This window comes from Paenibacillus brevis (genome assembly GCF_018919145.1).
Taxonomy (GTDB): domain Bacteria; phylum Bacillota; class Bacilli; order Paenibacillales; family Paenibacillaceae; genus Fontibacillus; species Fontibacillus brevis.
In genome coordinates, this window is the sequence record NZ_JAHLQJ010000001.1 from 457,746 (window position 1) to 482,189 (window position 24,444).

Genomic DNA, 24,444 nt, shown 5'->3' on the forward strand with positions numbered 1-24,444 from the left:
TTAAGTTAGCGTGCCCCTAGAACGGAAGCACCGATTGTTTTTTCTGGCCTTTGCCTCTATTTAACACAAATTGAGCCAAGAAAATCAAGGTAACACTCACGAGAATCAATAGGGTACACAAGGCGTTAATTTCCGGGGAAATACCCCGTTTGACTTGTCCGTAAATGTAAATCGGCAGTGTCGTGGAGCTCGGTCCGCTGACAAAGAAGCTGACCATGAAATCATCCAGGGACATGGTGAAAGCGATCAAAGCCCCGGAAATGATCCCTGGCGTAATCTGCGGCAGCGTCACATGCCGGAAGGTTTGCCAAGCGTTCGCCCCCAGATCCTGCGCTGCTTCCTCTAACTGCCCGCCCATACCCGCAAGGCGCGTCGAGACAATCACATAGACATACGAGATACAGAATGTAATATGCGCGATAATGATCGTCAGCTTCCCAAGCGGAATATGGAACTGCGTGAACAGCACCAACAGGGACAAGCCCATAATGATATCCGGAATAATAATCGGCAAATACAGCAGTCCGCCCATACCGGCCTTGGTCTTGCGTCCTACACTACGGATAGACAATGCAGCCAGCGTTCCCAATAAGGTCGATACTACCGTAGCAGCTATCGCTACCGTTAAAGTATTGCCCAGTGCCTCCATCACCCGCCGGTTGTTGAACAGGGAAACGTACCAATCCAGCGTAAATCCGCTCCAATCGGCAGCCAGACGCGAGCTGTTGAAGGAATAGGCAATGATAAAGCCGATCGGCACATAGATGAAGATCATCACCAGCAGGGAGTGAATTCCCAGCAGCGGATGGTTTTTTCGCTTCGTATGCATCAGCGTCCCTCCTTTGCAGCGAGATGCTTGGATGTCATTGCCCTGTTGAACAGGGCAATCAGCACCAGCGAAGTAATCACAAAGATGACGGAGAGCGCCGCACCGAACGGCCAGTTGCGTGCACCTAAGAACTGGCTCTGAATGATGTTACTGATCATCGCCGACTTGGCTCCGCCAAGAATATCGGTGACCACGAACATGCCGCTGGTCGACACATAGACAAGCACGGAGCCTGTCATGATGCCCGATTTGGTCTGCGGCAAGGTGATATGCCAGAACGATTTCCATCTGGTCGCACCTAGGTCATCTGCCGCCTCCAGCAGCCGCTTATCCATTTGCTCTAGCGCTACGTAGATCGGGAGCACCATAAATGGAATGAAGGTATACACCATGCCCAGCAATACGGCTCCCTTGGTATATAGCAGCTGCAGAGGCTCATGGATCCACCCGAATTGAATCAACAGATTGTTCACCACGCCCTGCGTCCGCAAGAGCAGCACCCAGGCATAGGTCCGGATCAGAAAATTGATCCAGAACGGAATCGTGATTAACGCAAGCCCCCATGTCTGCATACGCGGCCCGGCATTGGCAATGTAATAGGCCAGCGGGTAGCTGAACAGCAAACACAGAACCGTCGTTACCACAGATAATACGATGGTATCCCAGTAAATACCCAGGTACAGCGAATCAAAAAAGGTCGCATAGCTGCTGGCCTGGAATGTAAATACGACATTACCCATTTCATCGCGGCCCATAAAGGAGATCACGACAACAATCAGCATCGGAACAACGAGAAACAAGCTCAGCCAGAACAGGACCGGCAGCAGCCCCAGGCTAGATCTCCACCGTCTCATGGTCCGATTACCACCTCATTCTCGGTCTTCCAATTCACGCCTACCTTCTCACCGATCGTCCATGGGCGCTCATCCGAGATATCCAGGACAACGGATACGGTCATCGGCTCATCTTCCAATTGTACGACCAGTTTATGAATGCTGCCCAGATAGAGCACATCCATCACTTCACCGACGCGCTTGCAGCCCTCCGGGTTCCGCTCGACCGATAGCTTCTCGGGACGCACGGCAAACAGCCGCCCATCCAGCGAGAAAATGTTATTCTCTCCCACAAATGTAGCGGAAAAAAGGGTTTTTGGCGTGGCATAAATCTCGCGCGGCGTGCCGATTTGCTCGACTTTTCCACTATTCATAATGACAATCCGGTCGGATAGCATCATCGCTTCCTCTTGATCGTGGGTCACATAGACGAACGTGATCCCGAGACTCCGTTGCAGATGCTTGAGCTCGGATTGCAGGTTTTTGCGAAGCTGCAGATCAAGCGCACCAAGAGGCTCGTCCAAGAGCAGCACCTTCGGCTTGTTGGCAATGGCGCGGGCAATGGCAACCCGCTGCTGCTGTCCGCCGGATAGCTGGTGCGGATAACGCTTCACCAGTGCGGTAAGCTGGGTCATAGTCACGGCTTCATCAATACGCTTACGCTGCTCCTTGGGGGGCAGCTTCTTCATCTTCAGGCCAAATGCAATATTATCTTCAACAGTCATATGGGGAAACAAGGCATAGTGCTGAAATACCAGGTTCAAGTCCCGGCGATTGGGCGGCAGGCTTGTCAGATCGGTACCATCCAGCAGAATCTGTCCGCTGGTCGGCTGCTCGAATCCGGCAATCATGCGCAAAATCGTCGTCTTGCCGCAGCCGCTCGGGCCCAGCAAGGTTAGGAATTCCCCTTCCTTAATGGTGAGCGAAAGCGGATGCACAACGACTTGTCCCGCAAATTGCTTTTCAACGCCGGACAATTCAATCATCGTAGCATCAACTCCTTCTATAGGGTGTCTTTAAGAAAAAAAAGCCATATCCATTGGTATGGCTTTTCAGGTCGATCGATTCATTTTTTTGCATATTCACTATACCTTGTTTTGGCGGAGGATACAATACCCTTTCATTGAATCCTGTTCTGGCCGCCTTTATAGGAAGAAACCTCCACACAACAACACCCGGAAACAGCGAATCCAATCTCGCCGTTCCCGGGTGTGTCTAAAACATCACGCTGTTATTTCAGTTCATAAGTAACACTGACGGTCGCCTTCAACGTCACTTCACCGGCTTCAAGCGAGGTAGAGCCAGCGGTATCGGCAGCAGCTTTGCTCATCAGCATTTCATTTTGCATATATACCGGAGTCTCTCCCCCGCCGGACAAGGTTACATTAACAACTACGCCCAGCGAGCGGCCTGCCGACTTGGCAATGGCAGAAGCCTTGAGCTTGGCGTTGCTCATAGCCTTGTCAATCACTTGCTCCTGATACTGATCGGTGTTCTCTGTGCTGAAGCGCACATCCGAAATCCGGTTTGCTCCGGCTTCCGAAACAGCATCCAGCAGTTGTCCAACCTTGGTCAGATCGCGGTAAGTGACGTTCAATGAATGATAAGCGGTATAACCCTTCACTTGCTGGCCTTCCTTTTCAGAATAGGCGTAGTTCGGCTGTACATAGAATTGTCCGGTTTGAAGATCCTTGGTATCTACCTTCCAGGTATCCTTCAACACGCTTTGGATTTTCGCCATTTTGGCGCTGTTGGTACTTTGTGCTTCCTTCGCAGTAGCGGCTTCCGTCTCGACGCCAATCGTCAGAGTGACGATATCCGGCTTGACGGACAGCTCTCCTGATCCCGTAACATTCACGACATTGCGCAGCACATCACTCTCTGCAGCCTTGGCCGGCTGTGCCGGACCCGCTGTATTGGTCAGAAAAGCCGCTCCAGTCAACAATGTACCAGCGATTGCAAATGCACTAACAGACTTGACCCATTTATTCATCTCAATGACCTCCATTTTGTTTCATAATATTGGTGATTTTATCTTCTAAACGCAGAAAAGAGATTGATAGTTGCAGATAAACAAAAAAAATGAGAATGAATCGCAAATTCGATCCATTCCCATTCTCGTCCCTTTGCCCGGATCATAACCGTCTAAAGGATATTATTGATTCTCAAGCTCTTCCTTGCTGACAAGATTGATTAAAGCGCTTGCGGCCTGCTCGGCATCCGCACCCTCTGCGCTTATGTAAATCTCGGTGCCCGTGCTGATCGCAAGGCTCATAATTCCCATGATACTTTTGGCATTTACTTTTTTATCATCCTTCTCAACAAAAATCTCAGAAGAATATTTGTTGGCTTCCTGAACAAAAAGCGCTGCCGGCCGGGCATGAAGCCCCGTCTTAAGACGAACGGTTACCGGGTTTCTTACCATCTATCCTTACCCCCTAATACTTGATCCACCACGTGTCCACCATTTGTGAACATTTATAATTAAATCCATTATATCATACACCGACATTGACACACTAGCAAAACCGAAAACAACTTTAACTGCCCCGGATTTTTTCTGCCAGCTCGTCGATTTTTCGCAGTCGATGATTGACACCGGACTTGCTTACCGGGTTTTTTAACATCTCTCCGACTTCCTTCAGGTTCATATCCGGATGTGCCAGACGAATCTCAGCTACCTCACGCAGCTTGTCGGGCAGATTTTCCAGACCCATTTCCTTCTGCAGCAGCTTGATATTATCGATCTGCCGGACGGCTGCTCCAATCGTCTTGTTCAGGTTGGCGGTCTCGCAGTTGACGATGCGGTTGACCGAATTGCGCATATCCCGCATAATTCGTACATCCTCAAACTTGAACAGGGCTTGGTGCGCTCCGATGATGTTCAGCAGCTCGATAATCTTTTCGCCTTCCTTAATGTAAAAAATAAAGCCCTTCTTCCGCTCGATGCAACGCGCATTCAGATGAAATTCATTGGCCAGGGTCACCAGGGCTTGGCAATGCTCTTCGTACATCGACGAAATTTCCAGATGGTATGAGGAACCCTCCGGGTTGTTGACTGAGCCGCCGGCAAGGAAGGCTCCCCGCAGATAAGCGCGCTTGCAGCAATTTTTCCGGGTAAGCTCTTCATGAATCCCCGGCGTAAAGACAAAGCCTTCGGAGACAATGTGCAGCTCTTTTAGGATTTCCTGAACACGGGCAGGTATTCTCACGATGTAGACATTATTTTTCTTGAGCCTCATTTTCTTACGCACCAAGAGCTCGGTATGCACCTGAAAATGCTTCTTCAGAAGAGAATAGATCCGCCTTGCTATCGCAGCGTTCTCCGTAGAGATATCGAGCACGACCTTCTTGTTGGTCAGCTGTACCGACCCGTTCATCCGGATCAGCGCGGAGAGCTCCGCTTGTTCACAGCAAGCGTCCGCTTCGATCATGGTCAGTTCTTTTTTGGTTTGCGCCGCAAACGACAACGGATTCACCTCTTTCTGCTAATCCAGTCTTGCACCAGCTGATAAATGTGTTGACTCAGCTTGTCAGCGTCATGCCGCAGATAACGGCGGAACAGGACCAACGTATCGGCGATCATCTTGTAGCCCCGGCCGGTCACGACATCCCAATCCACCTGAACGGGCTTGGCGCCCTTCTCAGCGTAGAAATCTTGGACCTGAGCCGGAATTTCTCCGTCATTCACAATGACATAATCAAACAAATGATGCCCTACATGCTTGTAAATAGCCTCTAAGTGATCGCTTACCGTATAATCATCGGTCTCCCCGGGCTGGGTCATAACGTTGCAGACAAATATTTTAATGGCATTTTCATTCTCCAGAACCGCTTCGGCCAGCTTGGGCACAAGCAGATTTGGAATAATGCTGGTATAAAGGCTTCCCGGACCGATCAGTATGGCATCCGCTTCACGGATCGCCTCGACGGCTTCAGGAAGCGGCTCCACTTCTTCCGGTTCAATGAAGATCCTGCTGATCTTGCCGCCTGCTTCAGGAATCTTCGATTCCCCCGTCACGATCGAGCCATCCTCCATTTCCGCATTCAAGACCACGGCCTGACCCGCTGCCGGCAGAACCCGCCCGCGAACAGCGAACACCCGGCTCAGTTCCCGGACCGCTGTCACGAAATCTCCGGAGATATCCGTGATCGCGGCAAGGATCAGGTTGCCAAGACTGTGGCCGGCCAAGCCGGAGCCATTCGAAAAGCGGTAGCTGAGCATATCCGATAACAGCGGTTCCACATCGGCCAATGCCGTCAATACGTTGCGGATGTCTCCCGGCGGCGGCATTTGCAGCTCGCTGCGGAGAATACCGGAGCTCCCCCCGTCATCGGCGACGGTAACAATAGCCGTAATGTCGAGCGGCTTCTCCTTTAACCCCCGCAGCATGACTGACAAGCCGGTTCCCCCGCCCATCACGACAATCCGCGGCACTCTCTCGTTCTTGATCCGATGGATCACCCAAACTCACCTCTGTCTTTCTGAGCAGCAACTAATTCCGGTCCCGGCCCTCATCCCGATGGCTGACGCGAACGGATTCGGTCTCGCTCGCTCCAAGCATACGGCCCAGATATTCGGCGATGGCGACGGAACGATGCTTGCCGCCGGTACAGCCGATTCCGATAATGACTTGGCTCTTGCCCTCTTTATAATACTGGGGCAGCAAGAAATGAAGCATATCTAGCAGCTTGGTCAGAAACTCCTGGGTTTCCGGCCACTTCATAACATAATCATATACATCACTGTCTTGTCCCGTGTGTGGACGAAGCTGGTCAATATAATGAGGGTTCGGAAGGAATCTGACATCGAATACCAGATCCGCATCGATCGGTATTCCGTATTTGAAGCCAAAGGAAGTAATATTCACAGACAGGTTATTGCTCTCTAAGTGGGAAAAGCGGGAAATGATCTTCTCTTTCAGCTGGGCCGGCTTCATGTTGCTCGTATCGATGACCTGACTTGCCGACATTTTTAGCTCATCCAGCATTTTACGCTCCAGCTTGATCCCGTCCAGCGGCATCCCGTCAGGAGCAAGGGGGTGGCGACGGCGGCTCTCCTTGTAACGCTGCACCAGGACAGCATCCGTCGCATCCAGGAACAGAATATCACTCTTGATCGTGAAATGATCCTTGATATAATTCAGCGATTCCGACAGCGCAGTGAAAAACTCCCGGCCCCGCAAGTCGATGACCAGCGCTACCTTGGCAATTCTACCCTTCGACTGTTCAATGAGCTCGGCGAATTTGGGGATCAGCACCGGCGGCAGATTATCGACGCAGAAAAAGCCGAGATCCTCCAGACTTTTTACGGCAACCGATTTGCCTGCCCCGGACATCCCCGTAATAATGATCAGATTCGCGACAGATGTTTCCTCTTTTTCAGGCATTCTGCTCCCTCCTTAAAATAAGTCAGACATAATTGTACGTGTTGGGGGCAACGTATGCACTACATCAAACTTCATACTTATGCCCTGACCACGAACTTTGTTTTGCATGACTTAAGTTTATCGGTAGAATCCCGTCACAATTTACAGGAACAAGCCGGCTGCGCCAACCATACCCGCATCATTGCCCAAAGTAGCAGGCACGATTCGAAGGCCTTTTTGAACGGGCTCTGGTGTCAGCTTGGCAAATACGCTGCGGATCTCGTCAAACAGAATATCTCCCGCATAGGAAACACCGCCGCCGATGATGAACAGCTCCGGATTAAGAATGACAGCTGTAGCCGCCATCGATTTACCGAGATAGAATGCCGCACGGTTAACGATTCGAATCGCCGCTTCATCGCCCGATTTTGCTGCATCAAATACATCCTTCGCCATAATGTTCTCCACTTGGGCAAGGGAAGTACGTTCGCCGCGGGCTACTGCGTCCTTGGCCATCTTGATAATACCGGTTGCCGAAGAGACTGTCTCCAGGCAGCCCATCTTCCCGCAGCCGCACTGAATCGCTTCCAGGTCCGGAACAACAGATACATGTCCCAGCTCGCCGGCCATTCCAGAGAAGCCTTGATAAATTTTTCCATTAATAATAATGCCGCCGCCAACGCCGGTTCCGAGCGTATAGCATACGCAGTTCTCGACACCCTTGCCTGCACCGCCCCAAGCTTCGCCCAAGGCCGCCACATTAGCATCATTGTCGATCATAACCGGCTTGCCAAGGCGTTCCTCGAGAATCTCGCGAATATGCAGATCCTTGAGTCCTACATTGGGCGCAAGAATAATAATGCCTTCCTTTACATTGGTGAAGCCGGCTACTCCGGCACCTACTCCAGCAACCTGATCCCATTCAAACGGAGATTGCTCGACTACGAGCCGGACATATTTCTCAATATTGCCTACCACGGTATCCGGACCCTTCTCCTTTTCCGTTGGTCCTTCATACGTATGAAGCAATTGTCCTTCCTCACTGCAGATGCCGACCTTGATCGCTGTTCCGCCAAGATCCACGCCAATGTAAATTTTTTCAGACATTTCACAAGCCACCTTTTATCGAAATTAATTAAAATCAATCTATTCCATACTCCTACGTACCCACTATAAGCGAACCCTTACATTCGGTCAAGAGAAGCAGAGTGCGTCTGGAAATGCAGGAAAGTCAAGGGATTACACGTAGTATGACATGCATCACAGCCTCTTAAAAAAACACCCGCAGAGACCGCTCGATAACCATGAGCAGTTCCCGCGGGAGCCGTACAATTTCCTTATGAGCGGTATTTCAAAAAGTCATCTTTTGATCACTCATTATGACATGATCCGTTTTTGCCCTTCCAGCGCACGAATCGGAGCAATATTTTGAGTGAATTCCAGGGTGCCCATGTAAGTCCCGTCCTCTGCTCTTATAGCGAAGTAGCGGATATAGACGAACTTGTCTTTGAATGGGATCCAGAAATCCTCAACATCTTTCTTCCCGGATTTAAAATCAGCCAGCAGTTGCTCAACAATGTGCACGCTTTGCGGAGGATGGCAGTTCTGCACGGTCCGGCCGATAACCGCCTTTGTCCGCGCGAAGATCCGTTCCTTGCCGTGGGAGAAATAACGGACAACATCATTCTCATCGATGAACGTCAGATCGACCGGCAGATGGTTCATGATGCCCTCCAATTGAGCCACCGACACCGTACCTGTCTCGAAGCGTACAAAGCCTTGCGGTGTTGCTTGCTCTTCCTCTCCTTCATCTGTCTCCGCTAAGGCCTCGGCAGGCAGCGGAACACGATCCGGAATCCATTCCTTGTCGGGAGCCGTCAGACAGAAGCCGATCTGCTCACTCTCCTGGGCAATTTTCAACCACTCATCCTCGGTCAGCTTCTCCAGCGCCATCGGGAGCAAAATATTTTCTTCCTTAAATATCATCTCGTTCACTTCTTGAATGACCCGCTCCAGATCCATGCAGAGCGTCTCTTGATCACCTTGTCCTGGAACCAGCTTGGCCTTGACCTCTTTGATCATCAGGCGGATGCCGTCATCCACGCCCCACATGACCTTGGTCGGACCGAAAATTCCGTACTTCTCCAAATAAGGGAACAACAGATTCTCCTTCCGGCTGTAGTGCTTATCAAGATCAAGCAGCAAGCTCAGATCCTCCAGCAGCTTATACCGGATCTCATCTGTATCCTCCTTGCGGAGCTTATCCAGGTGAAGACGAATTTTGAAGTTGGTCAGCTTCTCAATTTCTCTATTCTCCAGCTTGAAGGTATGCACCGGATGTCCGGGCTGCTCCTCAGGCTTCACGGAACGGGAAGCATGAATGTCTTCGATCGAACCTTTGAAAATAGCGGTATGCACGGAACAAAGCCGCTGCACCTCACTAACCGGAATTCCCTCTTCTTCCATTAAAGCTTGCTCCAGAGCGGAGATTTCCGATACGGTTACATCACCGACAGCTTCTTCAAAGCGTGCCTTTACTTCCTCTACACTCTTCCCTTGATGCAGTTCCTTAATAATCTCCTTGAGCATTTCTTGTCTGCGCGTCTGCTCCCGAGCCTGATGCTCGCGATTATTGATAAATTCGCTCATGCCTGTTCCTCCTTCAACTATTTACTCTATAATGTCGTAGTCGTTATTCCATCTTCGGATAAGTCGCTGAGAATGGTTCTCATGCTTAGAACGTATCATAGGCCGACAAGAGATTTTGTGACTGGAATCACAAAACAAAACCTGGATTGTTTGACGGTTTTTCGTCCTGGACTTTGGGCGGTTTTCTTTTTCCTTGGAATTTGCAACAATAGGGTTCGAAAGGAATGATTGATCGTGAATAAGATGCAAACGCAAGTACTATATATTGAAGATGATCGCGAGATTGGGGAATGGGTCAGTGCAGACCTTAAAGACCGCGGGTACCGCGTCACCTGGCTAACCAGCGGCGAACAGGCGGTCGAGGAAGCAAAGGACTGCCGTCTGGCGATCCTTGATGTGATGTTGCCCGGACTGGACGGGTTCACGGTGGGACAGCGTCTGAAGAAGCAATACCCTAACCTCCCCATCCTGATGCTCTCTGCCCGGACTTCTATTGATGATAAGCTCCAGGGACTGGAATTCGCTGATGATTATCTGACCAAACCCTTTCACCCGGACGAGCTGGCTGCCAGGCTGGAGGTTCTGCTCCGCCGGGGCGGCACGGTTGCGCTCGAGAATGAGCCGTTGCGGCTGGGTCATCTGCTGGTCTTTGAACGGGAAAACCGGATTGTTGTTGAACCTACTGGAGAGGAAATTGTGCTGACCGGCAAGCAATTCTACATTTTTCAGTTCCTGCTTCGCCATCTCGGTCAAATCCTGACCAAGGAGCAAATCTACGAGGCAGTCTGGGGTGAGCCGTATTTGGATGGGGACAAGACACTGATGGTTCACATCCGCCACCTCCGCGAGAAGCTGGAGATCAACCCGGCAGAACCTTCTATTATTGAAACGATCCGCGGCATCGGATACCGGGTGAAGTCATGAGGAAGAAACAAATGACCGGCTATAAACAAGTATCTCCCGGATTCAGAAAAGGCCCTCGCTTTCGAAACTCGCTGCTCTCCCGATTTGTGCTTATTGTCGTCATTGCCATGGTATTGCTCCCGATTGTGCTGCCCCTAACCTTTGTAGCCTCCCTGGCCATCAGCAGTCTGCTGTTCCATTCGACCCCGAAGGAATCAGCCGAAACAAAGCTGCCCAATTACGGCTCCGGGATTAAGATTGAACGAATGTGGCATGAGGAAGCACTGGCACTGCACGGAAAGTCCTCTTCGGATAAGGACCAGGTACTCCAAAGGGTTCATGATAAATACCCCGAAGCCACTTTGTTCTGGGTCGACTCGGACGGCAAGACTCAATTGAAGCTGCCGGAAACCTCTGAGGTGCCTGATTACTGGTCCACGGAAAAAGTAGTTGCTTATATGAAGCAAGCCTATGACTCTGATCCATTTACGACGGTTGCCATTATCGGAGGCGGCGAGCAGCCGACGGATGAAGGGTTTATGGTATTGGAATTACCGCGAAAATATATGAACCATACCCCGTCATCCAACAATAATGACGGCCAGTTCTATGGCATGTATTTCTTCATGGTGATTTTCGCGCTCTTCCTGCTTCTCGCCTACTGGTTCTTCCGGGATATTCAGAAGCGGCTGCGCTGGCTGGAGTTCGGGATGACGGTCACCGGGAAGGACGGCCTGCCTACACGGATTATCGAGGGGCGGCCGGACGAGATTGGAAGGCTGGAGCAGGCGTTCAATCATATGGTAGACGTGCTGCATGACAGCCGCCGGAAGGAGCGGGAGGAAGAAACGCTGCGGAAAAACCTGATCAGCAACCTGTCGCATGATCTGAGAACGCCGCTAACCGTCCTGGGCGGACAGTTATATTCCTTCCGCAAGGAGCCCTTGTCTCCTGCGGGAAAAGAAATGCTTGAACTGATGGAAGGGAAGATTAATGATCTCAGCGGCTTGATCGACCATTTGCTCTCCTATAACCTGCTTACCAGCGGAAGATATTCCATGAAGCCCGAGGAACTGGATGTGCTGCGCATTGTGCGGTTGAGTGCGGCGGCCTGGTATCCGCTATGGGAAAAGGCGGGTATGGAAATCCATATTGAACTGCCGGAGGAGCCGCTCATCTGGCGCATCGATGAGCAAGGCTTCCGAAGAGTGCTCGACAACTTGTTCCAAAACACGATCCGGCATGCCCGATCCGGCGGCTACATCGGTATTTCAGTCCTCCATAGCGAAGAGGGTAAGGCTGCGCTCGCGATTACCGATCATGGGCCCGGTATGAGCGCGGAGTCTCCCGCGAAGGGGGCAGGGCTCGGCCTCCAAGTCGTGGATCTGCTGCTCCGGGAAATGGGATTGGTGCGTGAAGCGGTATCCGCCAATGGGACCCGGGTGATTATTTCACAAAAATAATAGCAATTCCTCACTTGCTCATGTCCTGTGTATCTATCCCCGAGAACCGAAATCACCCTCCTGATATTCAGAAGGGTGATTTTGATGTTCTGTTCACCTAAAACTTTCTTGAAATAAGAAGTTTCCGAACTCAGCCGCCCAATCCATGAATCAACGGTTTAATGATGCCCGAATCAGCCAGCAGTCCAACAGCTACTGCCAAGCTGAACGCGCTCATCAACAAGAAGCTTCGTTTCTTCATCCTTTTTCACCCCACATAACAAATTTTTGTACTGCTCGCGTCGACTTTCAGTTGCCTCTTGCCTATATTGTTCAAATAGTCGAACACACTGGATCAACATGGACTCATGGTTATAATGCATGGCCCATTCCAAGCCCTCCAGCAAATACCGAAACCCCGTTTCATACCGCTGGGCTCTCAAATGATAAAGCGACAGCTCAGAAATATACCGAATATAATGATTCGCAGCAATTTGCGCATTATAGCTTCCCAGAAGAGAGCTCCGTTCCTCAAACAACAGATTCCCTCCGTGGGGTTCAAGTAAATGATCCACATTTAAGCCAAACCGATTAGCTGCCTGCAAAATGCGATACATGGCCGGGATTCTCTCCTCCGCATGATGCTCGACATATTCTGCATAATTCGCTAATACCTCAACCTCTCCGGACATTAAGCGGTACAAACAGGCATTGCCTTCCCCCCACTGTTGGAACTGGTGCACTACTTGCTGCTCTGCTTCGCTTAACCCCTCAACTCCCAAGAGCTCCGCCTGGCTATATAAGTTCACGTACTGTAAAGCCCTATCATACTCCTGGTAAGCATCACATACATTAGCCATCAATAAGTAGGCATAAAGCAGATAAAACAACAGTTCTCTGGATGGCCTATCCTCCACCGCCTCCTCACGCTTGCGCTTCAGACGATGACGATACTGTATTAAAGACTTGTGCTCTAACGTCTCAGCTAAAGACTGAACCCGATCCCAACGATGCAGCGACGCATATAAATCAGCCAAATCCTTAACAGCATCCAACTGATTTGACTCGTCCATACGATCTACATATTCCTCAAACCAGGCTGCGGCAAGCAAATTACTCTCCTGATTATTGCTGAGCTCAATTGTAAATAGCCGATACCGGCACAGCGCCAATCGTTCAGAGTGCTGATACTTCTCGCATTGTGCAACGCACAAATATAACACAGCGGCAGCCTCCCTCTTCCCCTCATTCCAGAGCAATTCTGCCATATCAAATAAGAGAGGAATATAGGTCAAATGATCAGCCAACGCATGAACAACGCGCTCAAGGCAATTCAGCTTGTCCAGCTCGGCGCAACGATGGATAAACGGTCCCATCCGTCTCCAGTCCGGAGGCGAGTTGAGCAGACAGCCTTGCAGGTAGGCCTCATAAAGCGAACCTTCTGCTAAACCCATCCCCCTCGTCAAACGATCTAAATTGTGCATGGAAATCCGGCGTTGTTCACTTAACATTGCGCTAAGAGTCCCCGCATTAATTCCGCAAATATCAGAGAACTGCTTCAAAGTCATCCCTGTCACGCTCAGATAATCCTTTAGCTGCTGACTAACCGTAGTATCAGGTTCCATGGAAGCACCTCCTTGATATATGCAAAACCGGCAACACTTAATTTCCATATTTCCCTGCTTTCTCCTCTATTATACTATATATAAGTAGTATTTTGTATATAAAAAACTATATTCGGTGCCCTGCATATTGTTTTCCAAGTCACCTAAGCTTATATTGAGGTGATGAAATGACAGCATTGCGCAATTTTCTAGGAAATCGAATCCGGGCTATACGAAATGCTAAGGGCCTCACGCAACAAAATTTAGCGGATTTATCCGGCCTGGACTATAGATATATCGGAGCTCTTGAACGGGGAGAACGGAACTTTTCCATTGATACTTTGGAGAAAGTGCTGGCAGCCTTGCAAGTGACCCTTCGTGAAGTGGCTTATTTCAATAATGAGCAGATCCGAGAAGATTCGCCTCGTTGGGAAGCTATCGATCATTTTGTTGTAAGCACAGAGGGATTAACCAAGGAACAGATTGAGACTTTGCGGCGGGTAAATCAAGAGGTGTTGAAGGCATTTAAATAGCCCTTCCCGTTGTGGGAAGGGCTATTTTGGTTAAATCTGCTACAACTCCGTATACTTAGTCATTGTCCCAAAGGACTTGTCCACCGGATATTTGGCAGCGTTCTTCTTCATCTTGTCCCGAATGATGTCTTCGAAGTTCAGATCTAAGGCTTCGGCCAGAAAAAAGGCATAAATCAGCACATCAGCCAGTTCATCCGCCAACTCTTGTCCTTTCGCAGCCACCGTCTCTTCCGAAGACTTCCATTGAAAATTCTCCAGCAGTTCCGAGGCCTCCAGACTTAGCGAAATCGCCAAATCCTTTGGATTATGAAACTGCCCCCAATTCCGGTCCTCCCGGAAGGCCAGCAATTGCTTTCTCAGTTCCTCGTTCATAATCGGCGATCCCCTTCTACTATATCTTCTGCTCAATCTTCTTCTATACCGACTACTTTAACTGTGTTCTGATTCTTAATCCCCCAGTCACATAGCAGTTCCAGCACGGGCAGCAGCGTCTGCGCTTTATCCGTCAGCCTATACTCTACTTTGGGCGGCACTTGCGGATACTCTCTACGTTCAACCATCCCGTCTGCCTCCAGCTCCTTAAGCTGGGAGCTTAGGGTTTTATATGTAACGGACCCTAGTTGTCTCTTCATTTCATTGAAGCGAACCGGCTGCTTCTCAGCCAGAAGGTACAAAATGACCATCTTCCACTTTCCACCAATTACGGACATCGTATAGCCAAACGGGGTATCCTGAATCCGCGTCCCTTTGCCGTTTAAATCGGATATGCCCATATCTCACACTATCCTTTCAGGTAGTACCTATCTTCAAAGTGCGTACTATTCCTTTCTTTATGCCCAGTTTATACTAGCCATAATTTGAAGTAAAGGAGAGTTCACATGAATACAATCAGGACCTATAACCATAATCTCTGGGATCACGGCATCTCACAAGGATACAGTGTTAACGGTACCCTTTATATCTCAGGACAGTTTTCTCACAACGCCGCAGGCGAGTTCGTAGGAGCTGGCGATATCAAGCTCCAGACCGAACAGACGCTGAGCAATCTGGACCGTGTGCTGACAGAATTCGGCATTACCAAGGCGAATCTTGCTTATGTAGAGATCTACCTGACCAACGCTCAGGAGCACGGAGAGCCCGCCATTGAGCTATTCAAGGAATATGTAGGAGATCATCGGCCTGCCGGCAGCCTAATAGGCGTAACCTATCTGGCCTTCCCCGAGCAGTGGGTCGAGATCAGGGCCGTGGCGCTTGTAAATGAGGATGGGGAAGAGGGGAAACAAGCATTGGTTGGCCGGTTTCTCTAATTGGACTAAGTTCTAGCAAGGGCTACGTCATCGGAATACGCAAGGTACTGTATAGTGCAAATACAAATATGCCTAAGCTGCGATTACCTTCTTGCGCAGCTTAGGCATATTAAGTTTGCAGCTGTTACTCAACGTTGTTGTTTTGATCCAATATATTCATTAACACCGTTACCGCCTCTGCTCTGGTCGTTGGTGCATACGGCAAGAATTGATTGTTATCATTGCCGCTTATAATGCCAAGCTGCCTTAACGAAGCCACGGCATGCTGAGCCCAGATAGGAATGTCGCTGCCATCTGCAAATGAACTTTCATGGATGCCTTCCCCGGACACGTCAAGCGCACGAGCAATCATTACGGCCATTTCTACTCGGGTGACGCCTGCATTCGGGCGGAACGTGCCATCCTCATAGCCATTGATCCATCCGGCTTGAGCAGCCTGTGCAACTGCTGTCCTTGCCCAATCGCCAATGATCGCAGCATCTGTAAAGTTGAGTTCTGTCCCCTCTGCTTCAGACTTCACAGCATTCAACAGCATAACTGCAAATTGTGACCGTGTGACCGTTTCTCTTGGTCGGAATGTGCCATCCGGGAATCCAGTGATTATGCCGCTGTTCAATGCTCTCTCCACATTGGCTTGAGCCCAGTGCCCGGACATGTCCTTGAAGACCTTATTCTCTGGCAGTTCTGCATAGTTCTCTGCACCAGGCGTTTCAGCACCCTCATCCGCGACGAGTACGGCGTATTTTGCCCATTTGTTCATATCAATAGAAATTTGATTCCCATTGATAGCACTAGGTTTCACTTCAACCCAGTTTGTCCTTACTTCGTCATAATAGAACACACCTACTGTTTGATCACTCTCTGCCTTTACAGGATCAAAGGCTAGCGATAATTTTGCCGGTTTTATTAAGGTAGGTGAGTTGTTTGCCCGCAGTTCAAACACTTGACTTGCAAGCATCTCATTATGAGTAAGCAATAATTCCGTATTCCGGACTTTCTCAACCGTAATTTTCAATTCTTGTGTTGCTGCTCCTTGTGGAATAGACAATTTTATTTCGTTATCAAGGCTAACCGTGCCAGCTGTATTGACAGGAAGAGTCAATTGTCCATTTGTCGAAGAAAGCTCTCTGACAGGTGCAGGCTGAGATGCTCCGCCTCCACTTTCATTTCCAGAATAAACTGGCATAGTCGATACAGCATAAGGATTGGATATCGTATTCCCTGTTCCTGCATTGCCATTAACATCTGATACACCTGTGTTATCGAGTGTAATGACATTAGTAGTAACCGAAATGTTGGAATGAGGCGTAAGTGTTGCTGTCCATGTCACTCCCCCATCTTTGGAGATAAGCCCCGTTAGAGTGCCGTTCTCTACTGTCAAGTCTGCATTCGCAAGCCCCGTCACGGGTTTAGAAAATGTAATGGTAACCAATGCAGTCTCACCAATTGCCAGTGTTGATTTCGATACTACAATGCTTGCCGTCAGGGGCTCTGATTCGATCACATAATTGTTGGATATCGCCGTCCCCGCACCTGCATTACCAGCGGCATTTGTCACACCAGATACATCTAGCTTAATCACATTCGTCGAATCTCTGCTATTAGCAACTGGCGTCAGTATCGCTGTCCAAGTAATACCTCCATCCACTGAGCTTACAGTGCTCAAGGTGCCATTTTCCACAGTCAAATCACTATTTGTAAAACCTGTTACTGCCTCAGAGAAGAAGAACGTGACGAGTGATGTCTCACCCGCTTTTAACGAAGAGGCAGCTACTATTATTGTTGCTGTTGGGCGTGTGGTATCCACGACATAACTGTTGGATGTCGTTACACCTGTTCCGGCATTGCCAGCGAGATCCGTCACACCGGTAATTTCGAGTGTAATCACATTCGTCAGCCCATTGATGTTAGCCACCGGCGTCAGCGTGGCTGTCCAAGTAACACCTCCATCTGATGAGCCTACAGTGCTCAAGGTTCCATTTTCCACGATCAGATCGCCATTCGTAAAACTGGTAACCGCTTCGGAGAAGGTAATCGTGACAAGAGACGTCTCACCCGCTTTTAATGAAGGGTCAGCTACTACGATTGTCGCTGTCGGGCGAACGGTATCCACGGCATAATTATTGGATGCGGCCGTACCTGCCCCTGCAGTACCAGCGACATTTAGCACACCAGATAAATCTAGCGTAATCACATTCGAGATGTCAGTCACGTTCGCATCCGGGGTGACAATGAGATTCCACTCGATATTATTCTGTGTTGATAGAGAGCTTAGGGCTGCATTCTTTGCCCAAAAATCTGTAAGCGTCAGACCCGTTATCGGTTCATTAAATGTAACTGTTACAGTGGAAGACATTCCAATTGAAAGTGCGGTATCCTGAACCACAATCGTCGCTGTTGGCCGTGCGATGTCTACAGAATAATTGTTGGATATTGTTATCCCCGTTCCAGCATTACCAGCAAAATTAACCACACCGGTATTGTCGAGTGTAATCACATTCGTCGAATCACTGATATCAGCCGCTGGCGTCAGCGTGGCTGTCCACGTAATACCTCCATCTGATGAGCTTAAAGCGCTCAATGTGCCATTTTCCACGGTCAGATCAGCATTCGTAAAGCCCACTATCGCCTCAGAGAAGGTAATCGTGACGAGCGATGTCTCACCTGCTTTTAAGGAAGGGTCGGATACTACAATCGTCGCTGTTGGGCGCAAGGTGTCCACGGCATAATTGTTGGATGTGACCGTACCTGTCCCTTCAATACCATTGGCATCTTGCACACCAGTTAAATCGAGTGTAATCACATTCGTCGAATCGCTGATATTAGCCGCCGGCGTCAGCGTGGCTGTCCACGTAATGCCTCCATCTGATGAGCTTACAGCGCTCAATGTGCCATTTTCCACGGTCAGATCAGCATCCGTAAAGCCCACTATCGCCTCAGAGAAGGTAATCGTGACAAGCGACGTCTCACCCGCTTTTAAGGAAGGGTCGGATACTACAATCGTCGCTGTTGGAGCTGCTGAGTACACGCTAGTAGCAGGCGCCAGGTTCAGCATTCCGATTATTACTGATAATATGAGAGTAGCTAGAATCATTTTTTTCACACGATACATATAATTCTCCCTTTTCCCCAAAATTGAAAGCCTGATTACGTTTATTTAATCACGCATTTGACGCTAAGTCGACAAATAATTATACAGTTTTCATATAAAAATTAATTGCATTTCATATGCAAGTGTGCATGATTGAAAGCATTGATTTTTAGGGATTGGAACAGTTGAGAAGCTAATAAGGGAGTGGATAATCGATGGTGTCCCGTTGTACCACCACAGAAGTATTTCTGCGATTGTTGCCTAAATGAGTAAGTAAATAGCTGGAAAAGTAATTTAACCAAAATTTAAACTTGGCCGCAGCTTCACTTTAAACTTCCCTCGGTATGATCAATACCGAGGTGATTTTACGTGAATGAATGGATTATTGAAACAAAGGGTTTAACGAAAAAATACCGCGGCCGCAGCGCGGTAGATCAACTGGATCTGAATATTGCAAAAGGCGATATCTACGGCTTCCTTGGTCCGAACGGGGCCGGGAAGACAACAACCATCCGCATGCTGCTTGGCCTGATTCAGCCGACGGCAGGCAGCATCTCGATCTTTGGTCAGGAGCTTAACAAGCATAAGCTGGATATTCTGCGCCGAATCGGGTCTCTGGTTGAGTATCCTTCCTACTACGGACATCTGAGCGCTGTGGATAATCTTGAAGCCATCCGCCGCATTCTCAGCGTGCCCAAGTCCAGGATCGACGAGGTGCTGGAGATCGTCTCACTGACCAGCGAATCACGGCGCCCGGTCAAGGGCTTCTCGCTGGGGATGAAGCAGCGGCTGGGCATCGCAGCGGCTTTGCTTGCAAACCCCGAACTGCTCATTCTGGACGAGCCGACCAACGGCCTGGATCCGTCCGGCATCCATGAAATCCGCGAGCTGATCAAGAGCATGCCTGCCCAATACGGCATTACCGTGCTGGTCTCCAGCCACTTGCTTAGCGAAGTGGAACTAATGGCGGGACGTGTAGGCATTATCCGCGAAGGACGGATGGTGTTCCAGGACACGATTCGGAATCTGAAAGAGCAGGCTTCGTCTGAGATATCCCTGGTGGTCTCCGATCCCGAGGCGGCGCTGTGGCTGGCTCGAGATACTGGACTGGGCGTGGCCGGAACCGTAAAAGAAGGGACTCTCGTGTTCCCGGGTATGACGGATAAGAACGTCCCTTCGCTGGTTAAACGGCTCGTTGAGAACGGCCATGACATTTACCGCGTCGAGGAGCACCGGAAATCGCTGGAGGATATCTTCATGCAAGTCATCGGGGACGGTGACCGGCTATGATGCTCCGTGCTTTATCCGCAGATTTTCTCAAAATTCGCAAAAAGGGCATTTGGCTGCTTGTCTTCATCGCCCCGATCGGGCTTGTTGCCATGCAGGCGCTTAACTTTGGCCTCCGGCTGGATTATTTAATGAAGCAGTATGCGGACGACTTATGGGGCGCATTGATCGAGAATGTCTCCTTCTTCATACCGATCGCGCTCTATCTCGGCGTAACGCTTGTCAGCTCGCTGGTAGCGGGGGTTGAGCATCAGATGAGCTCCTGGAAGCAGCTGCTGGCCTTGCCGATTTCACGGATTTCGGTATTTAGCGCCAAGTTCACGCTGTGCTTTCTGCTCCTCTGTGTCTCCTGCCTGCTGCTGCCTATCGGGACGGCACTGCTTGGCTTGCTGCTTGGCTTCGGAACTGAGTTGCCTTATCTGGATCTGCTGCGGATGGGCTTCGCTTCATTCATGGCCGTGCTGCCGATGCTGGCTTTGCAGCTGTGGCTGTCGCTCACCTTCCGCAATCAGTCGCTGCCGGTGACATTGGGTGTGGGTGCCGCGGTCATCTCGCCGTTCGCGCTTCAACTGCCGGAGTGGTTCCCGCTCAATTGGCCGGTTTATGCCTTTAACGGCCCTCATGCCTGGTGGTTTATCGGCGCAGGAATCTTCTGCGGTCTTGTCATTATGATCATGGGGATGCTGCATTTTAACCGAAAGGATGTGGATTAAAATGGGAGGTCTGCTTCGCGTATTGTCCGCCGAACGGCTGAAAATGTCTAAGTCCTGGATTTGGTTGATCCTGCTGGCCAGTCCAGTTCTTTCCCTTCCGATCGGTGTCCTTACACAGATCCCCGAGGGCGGGGATCCCTGGACCTATATTCTCGGCTCCATGGTCGTGCTTCATGCGCTTCTGTTCCTGCCTATACTTTCCGGGTTGCTTCCCGCCTTTCTATGCCGATATGAGCATACCGGCGGAGGATGGAAGCAATTGCTGGTGCTGCCAGTATCGCGCACGGCAGTCTATTTGGGCAAGCTGGTCACTTCCGCCCTGCTGCTCGCCTTCTGCCAGATCATGTTTCTTGGCGCAGTCCTCTTGGCCGGCTGGATTCAGCACGTCACCGTTCCCGTCTCGTGGGGATTGCTAGCAACCAACCTGCTTGGCGGCTGGGTGGCCTGCTTGCCTCTGGCTGCCCTGCAGCTTGGCGTGTCGCTTAGCTGGGCCAGCTTCGCCGCCCCGCTTGCAGTGAATGTGTCATTGACCATTCCCAACATGCTGATCATTAACTCGGCCAAGATTGGGCCGTTCTACCCCTGGGCCCAGCCCGTGCTGGCGATGATGCCCTATCAGCAGCGCGACTTCGGCGCCTTCAACCTGCCGATCGAGAGCTTGATGATCACCGTGGTCGGCAGCTTCGTGATTTTCTTTGCTGCTGGGTTGATTTATTTTCGGCGGAAAGAAATATAAGTATAGTATGCGGCTGGATGCTTACTGTATGGAAAGATTTCGCTGAAAAACCTGTTCACTAACGGACATTTTCAGCTCTTATGTGAGTCAACTAACTTATATCTACTCATTTCTCCCTTATTAGCTCCCAAAATGTCCGTTAGACAGATTATTGCAACGGAGGAGCACCGGATTGTAAATCAAAGGCCGGTGCCCTCCAGTTAGGAATGGCTCCGGCCCTTGCTAAGACTGATCATCAGATCGAGTATTTAATTAAGCGTTTCGCTCCAGTCGTGTGTCATGCTGCCTTCGAGATATTTCTCGCAGTCCATTGCTGCCATGCAGCCGCTGCCTGCTGCGGTAATGGCTTGGCGGTAGCGCCTATCCTGCACGTCCCCGCAAGCGAACACCCCCTGCACGTTCGTCTTCGTCGTTCCCGGCTGAACCACGATATAACCATGGCTGTCTATTTCGATCGCACCCCCGAGAAACGCCGTGTTCGGCGTATGACCGATCGCCACGAATACGCCATCCGCCTCTAGCAGCTCCTCTTGACCACTAACATTGTTCAATACTCTCAGACCTTTGACCCGTCCCAGATCATCCATTTCGACGGCCACCGGCGTCCGATTCAGCGCCCACGCAACTTTTTCATTGCTGCGAGCCCGGTCCTGCATAATCTTGGAGGCCCGCAGCTCCTCCCGACGGTGCACAATGGTCACCTGTGTAGCGAAGCGCGTAAGGAAGCTGGCTTCCTCCATGGCGGAATCCCCGCCTCCGACGACAATGAGCTTTTTTCCCCGAAAAAAGAACCCGTCGCATGTCGCGCACGTGCTAACTCCTCTCCCTACATTCTCTTGCTCGCCCGGAATCCCTAGGTATCTGGCTGACGCGCCTGTCGACAGAATCACCGTCTCCGTCTGCAGCGTGTCTCCTCCTTCGAGTGTGACGACCCGAGGCTGCCTCGCAAAATCCACTTCGGTCACCCAGCCGCTCCGGAACTCCGCACCAAAGCGCTCGGCCTGCTTGCGTATATGGTCCATCAACTCCGGCCCCTGAATCCCTTCGGGAAAGCCCGGAAAGTTCTCCACCTCTGTCGTCGTGGTCAACTGCCCGCCCGGCTGAATTCCCTCAATAACAAGCGGTGCAAGCCCCGCTCTGGCCAAGTAAATGGCCGCCGTCAGCCCTGCAGGACCGGTTCCGATCACAATGGACTTATATATCGACATCACGCTACCTCCTTGATTGATGACAGAAATGCATCGTCTTGATAACGACTCATTTTCCATCCTGTTCTACTATCTAAGTTTTACCCAACATAACGCCCGTTTACCCGCCGCCCTCTCGCTCACCCATTCCCAATTTGCTCAAAAATGATAATCTGACTCTCACATGACATTTGTCATCTTGAAATCATGACACTCCCTACTAACGAGCTTCCGCCAGATTCGATATGCTGAGATCAACACTCCCGCAAGGGAAAATCCGGTAACCACAGAAGGGATGATCCTGATGGATTCCATTATAGAACTGAAGCAGGTAAGCAAAACGTTCAAGGACAAAAAGGCGGTAGACCGGATCTCTTTCCGCATTGCCAAAGGCTCTATCGTTGCTATTCTTGGCCCCAACGGCGCCGGAAAGACTACGGCTCTCTCGATGATTCTCGGCCTGCTTGAGCCAACAGAAGGAGAAATTCGCGTATTCGGCAAGCCGCCGAAGGAGCACTCCGTTCGCCACCACATCGGTGCCATGCTCCAGGAGGTAAGCTTGATGGACCGGCTTAAAGTACGCGAGGTGCTGGAGCTCATACGATGCTACTATCCGAACCCAATGGACATGGATGCTTTGATCGCTATGACCGGGCTGCACGGGAAAGACTTAAACCGCTACACGGAGAAGCTGTCCGGCGGGCAAAAGCGTAATCTCGGCTTCGCTCTCGCGATGGCCGGCAATCCCGACCTGCTCTTCTTCGACGAGCCGACCGTGGGTCTGGATATCGGTGCACGGCGCCGCTTCTGGGATCAGATTCGGGAATTCGCCAAGCAAGGCAAGACCATTCTGTTCACCACCCATTATCTGCAAGAGGCGGATGATGCGGCGGACAGGATCCTTCTTTTTCACCAGGGCGCATTGGTTGCAGACGGAACGCCGGAGGAGATTAAATCGGTAATCGTCAAACGTTCGGTCTCGTTCCTCCCGATGGAGGATGGATCAGAATTTCGCCGCAAGCTGGCAAGCAATCCTGTCCTATCCAATTTCAGCGAGCAGGACGGCCGTATCGTAATCCACACCGATCATACGGACCAGGTGCTGGAACAGATTTTTGCCGAGAAGCTCGGCGTTCGTGAAATTGCCGTGGACCAGGGACGTCTGGACGAGGCCTTCGAGCAATTGACATCCATCCAAGAGGAGGCGGTTTAACATGGCGACCAAAATGCTGATCAAGCAATGTAAAATCGAGCTGCTGCGAGTGATTCGGAACCCTTACTATGTATTCTGGTCTTTGCTGATGCCGGTCATTTTCTACTTTATTTTCACCCGAATCATCGATACAGGCGGAGACATGAAGGAATGGGGCGCCCACTACCTGATGTCCATGACGACCTTTAGCGTAATGGGTTCCTCCATTATGACGCTGGGCATTCGGCTGGTGCAGGAGCGCACAGAAGGCTGGACCCGGTTCATGCAGGTGACGCCGCTGCCCGGATGGATGTATTCTTTCGGCAAAATGTTCGGTCAGACCGTCATGCATCTGATCTCGATCGGGTTTATTTTTGGAGCATGCGTATTGATTAACGGGGTTTCCCTTCCTCCGCTAACCTGGGTGTACAGCGCCCTCTGGATTCTGGTCGGCTCGGTACCGTTTCTCGCCATCGGAACACTGATCGGCAACATGAAACGAGTGGATACGGCGAGCGGGGTCAGCAATGCGATTTATTTGATTATGGCCCTTCTGGGCGGCATGTGGATGCCAATCGAGACATTTCCATCGGTGATGCAGCAGATCGGCAAATGGCTGCCTTCCTATAACTACGGCAATGGAGCCTGGGATATCGTCAACGGCCATGCGCCGGACCTGCGGCATTTCTTGATTTTACTGGGCTACCTCCTCCTGTTTATGGTACTATCCACGTATATCCGCAAAAAACAGGAAGTAGTGTGATTACGG

The 24,444-nt window shown here is 50.5% G+C and carries 24 protein-coding genes; 9 read left to right on the forward strand and 15 right to left on the reverse strand.

Annotated features, from left to right (window positions below; all coding sequences use genetic code 11):
• Positions 1–16 precede the first annotated feature (16 nt).
• From KQJ23_RS01960 to KQJ23_RS02005, 10 genes are all read right to left on the reverse strand, one after another.
• Positions 17–829, reverse strand: coding sequence for an ABC transporter permease (locus tag KQJ23_RS01960; RefSeq protein ID WP_216476977.1), 813 nt, complete (start codon positions 827–829; stop codon positions 17–19).
• Positions 829–1,683, reverse strand: a complete 855-nt coding sequence (locus KQJ23_RS01965; RefSeq protein WP_216476978.1) for an ABC transporter permease — start codon at positions 1,681–1,683, stop codon at positions 829–831. Before KQJ23_RS01965 ends, KQJ23_RS01960 begins: the two co-directional genes overlap by 1 nt.
• On the reverse strand, positions 1,680–2,648 hold the full coding sequence (locus KQJ23_RS01970) for an ABC transporter ATP-binding protein (protein ID WP_216476979.1): 969 nt from the start codon (positions 2,646–2,648) through the stop codon (positions 1,680–1,682). The genes KQJ23_RS01965 and KQJ23_RS01970 overlap by 4 nt, the downstream gene beginning before the upstream one ends.
• A gap of 245 nt (positions 2,649–2,893) precedes the next feature.
• A complete protein-coding gene (locus tag KQJ23_RS01975) occupies positions 2,894–3,655 on the reverse strand; it encodes an SIMPL domain-containing protein (protein WP_216476980.1) in 762 nt (253 codons plus the stop codon).
• A 162-nt stretch (positions 3,656–3,817) separates the two neighbouring features.
• Positions 3,818–4,087, reverse strand: a complete 270-nt coding sequence (locus KQJ23_RS01980) for an HPr family phosphocarrier protein (protein ID WP_044480680.1) — start codon at positions 4,085–4,087, stop codon at positions 3,818–3,820.
• A 115-nt stretch (positions 4,088–4,202) separates the two neighbouring features.
• Complete coding sequence (gene whiA / locus KQJ23_RS01985) at positions 4,203–5,132, reverse strand: DNA-binding protein WhiA (protein WP_044480681.1); 930 nt, start codon at positions 5,130–5,132, stop codon at positions 4,203–4,205.
• 5 nt (positions 5,133–5,137) lie between these two features.
• Entirely contained in the window at positions 5,138–6,082 is a 945-nt protein-coding gene (locus KQJ23_RS01990; protein WP_216477062.1) for a gluconeogenesis factor YvcK family protein, read from the reverse strand.
• A gap of 76 nt (positions 6,083–6,158) precedes the next feature.
• On the reverse strand, positions 6,159–7,052 hold the full coding sequence (gene rapZ / locus KQJ23_RS01995; protein ID WP_212940417.1) for an RNase adapter RapZ: 894 nt from the start codon (positions 7,050–7,052) through the stop codon (positions 6,159–6,161).
• 141 nt (positions 7,053–7,193) lie between these two features.
• Entirely contained in the window at positions 7,194–8,138 is a 945-nt protein-coding gene (locus KQJ23_RS02000; protein ID WP_216476981.1) for an ROK family glucokinase, read from the reverse strand.
• A gap of 270 nt (positions 8,139–8,408) precedes the next feature.
• On the reverse strand, positions 8,409–9,680 hold the full coding sequence (locus tag KQJ23_RS02005) for a DUF438 domain-containing protein (RefSeq protein WP_216476982.1): 1,272 nt from the start codon (positions 9,678–9,680) through the stop codon (positions 8,409–8,411).
• A gap of 243 nt (positions 9,681–9,923) precedes the next feature.
• On the opposite strand from KQJ23_RS02005, the gene KQJ23_RS02010 reads away from it, so the two are divergent.
• Positions 9,924–10,604 (forward strand): response regulator transcription factor, encoded by a 681-nt coding sequence (locus KQJ23_RS02010; RefSeq protein ID WP_216476983.1) that lies wholly within the window; start codon positions 9,924–9,926, stop codon positions 10,602–10,604.
• Positions 10,601–12,046, forward strand: coding sequence for a HAMP domain-containing sensor histidine kinase (locus KQJ23_RS02015; RefSeq protein ID WP_249529425.1), 1,446 nt, complete (start codon positions 10,601–10,603; stop codon positions 12,044–12,046). The genes KQJ23_RS02010 and KQJ23_RS02015 overlap by 4 nt, the downstream gene beginning before the upstream one ends.
• A gap of 173 nt (positions 12,047–12,219) precedes the next feature.
• Here the strand turns inward: KQJ23_RS02015 and KQJ23_RS02020 are convergent, their stop codons facing one another.
• A complete protein-coding gene (locus KQJ23_RS02020; protein WP_216476984.1) occupies positions 12,220–13,650 on the reverse strand; it encodes a helix-turn-helix domain-containing protein in 1,431 nt (476 codons plus the stop codon).
• A gap of 167 nt (positions 13,651–13,817) precedes the next feature.
• On the opposite strand from KQJ23_RS02020, the gene KQJ23_RS02025 reads away from it, so the two are divergent.
• On the forward strand, positions 13,818–14,162 hold the full coding sequence (locus KQJ23_RS02025) for a helix-turn-helix domain-containing protein (RefSeq protein ID WP_216476985.1): 345 nt from the start codon (positions 13,818–13,820) through the stop codon (positions 14,160–14,162).
• A 39-nt stretch (positions 14,163–14,201) separates the two neighbouring features.
• Here KQJ23_RS02025 and KQJ23_RS02030 read toward each other — a convergent pair whose 3' ends face one another.
• Both KQJ23_RS02030 and KQJ23_RS02035 read right to left on the reverse strand, forming a co-directional pair.
• Positions 14,202–14,534 (reverse strand): nucleotide pyrophosphohydrolase, encoded by a 333-nt coding sequence (locus KQJ23_RS02030; protein ID WP_216476986.1) that lies wholly within the window; start codon positions 14,532–14,534, stop codon positions 14,202–14,204.
• Positions 14,535–14,566: 32 nt separating this feature from the next.
• On the reverse strand, positions 14,567–14,935 hold the full coding sequence (locus KQJ23_RS02035; protein ID WP_216476987.1) for a winged helix-turn-helix transcriptional regulator: 369 nt from the start codon (positions 14,933–14,935) through the stop codon (positions 14,567–14,569).
• A 105-nt stretch (positions 14,936–15,040) separates the two neighbouring features.
• Here KQJ23_RS02035 and KQJ23_RS02040 point away from each other — a divergent pair, with 105 nt between their 5' ends.
• Positions 15,041–15,469 carry a RidA family protein gene (locus KQJ23_RS02040; RefSeq protein ID WP_216476988.1) on the forward strand — a complete coding sequence of 143 codons (429 nt, stop codon included), beginning with the start codon at positions 15,041–15,043 and terminating at the stop codon, positions 15,467–15,469.
• Between the two features lie 124 nt (positions 15,470–15,593).
• Here KQJ23_RS02040 and KQJ23_RS02045 read toward each other — a convergent pair whose 3' ends face one another.
• Positions 15,594–18,563 (reverse strand): Ig-like domain-containing protein, encoded by a 2,970-nt coding sequence (locus KQJ23_RS02045; protein ID WP_249529451.1) that lies wholly within the window; start codon positions 18,561–18,563, stop codon positions 15,594–15,596.
• Between the two features lie 366 nt (positions 18,564–18,929).
• Between KQJ23_RS02045 and KQJ23_RS02050 the strand changes: the two genes are divergently transcribed.
• Genes KQJ23_RS02050 through KQJ23_RS02060 form a run of 3 tightly spaced genes read left to right on the forward strand, consistent with a single transcriptional unit; the run spans position 18,930 to position 21,296 of the window.
• A complete protein-coding gene (locus KQJ23_RS02050; RefSeq protein WP_216476990.1) occupies positions 18,930–19,850 on the forward strand; it encodes an ABC transporter ATP-binding protein in 921 nt (306 codons plus the stop codon).
• Positions 19,847–20,560 carry an ABC transporter permease gene (locus tag KQJ23_RS02055; protein WP_216476991.1) on the forward strand — a complete coding sequence of 238 codons (714 nt, stop codon included), beginning with the start codon at positions 19,847–19,849 and terminating at the stop codon, positions 20,558–20,560. The genes KQJ23_RS02050 and KQJ23_RS02055 overlap by 4 nt, the downstream gene beginning before the upstream one ends.
• A gap of 1 nt (position 20,561) precedes the next feature.
• Positions 20,562–21,296 (forward strand): ABC transporter permease, encoded by a 735-nt coding sequence (locus KQJ23_RS02060; protein ID WP_216476992.1) that lies wholly within the window; start codon positions 20,562–20,564, stop codon positions 21,294–21,296.
• A 248-nt stretch (positions 21,297–21,544) separates the two neighbouring features.
• Here the strand turns inward: KQJ23_RS02060 and trxB are convergent, their stop codons facing one another.
• Positions 21,545–22,498, reverse strand: a complete 954-nt coding sequence (gene trxB / locus KQJ23_RS02065) for a thioredoxin-disulfide reductase (protein WP_216477064.1) — start codon at positions 22,496–22,498, stop codon at positions 21,545–21,547.
• A gap of 289 nt (positions 22,499–22,787) precedes the next feature.
• On the opposite strand from trxB, the gene KQJ23_RS02070 reads away from it, so the two are divergent.
• Both KQJ23_RS02070 and KQJ23_RS02075 read left to right on the forward strand, forming a co-directional pair.
• Positions 22,788–23,696 carry an ABC transporter ATP-binding protein gene (locus tag KQJ23_RS02070; RefSeq protein ID WP_216476993.1) on the forward strand — a complete coding sequence of 303 codons (909 nt, stop codon included), beginning with the start codon at positions 22,788–22,790 and terminating at the stop codon, positions 23,694–23,696.
• Between the two features lies 1 nt (position 23,697).
• Positions 23,698–24,438, forward strand: a complete 741-nt coding sequence (locus KQJ23_RS02075; RefSeq protein ID WP_216476994.1) for an ABC transporter permease — start codon at positions 23,698–23,700, stop codon at positions 24,436–24,438.
• Positions 24,439–24,444 lie beyond the last annotated feature (6 nt).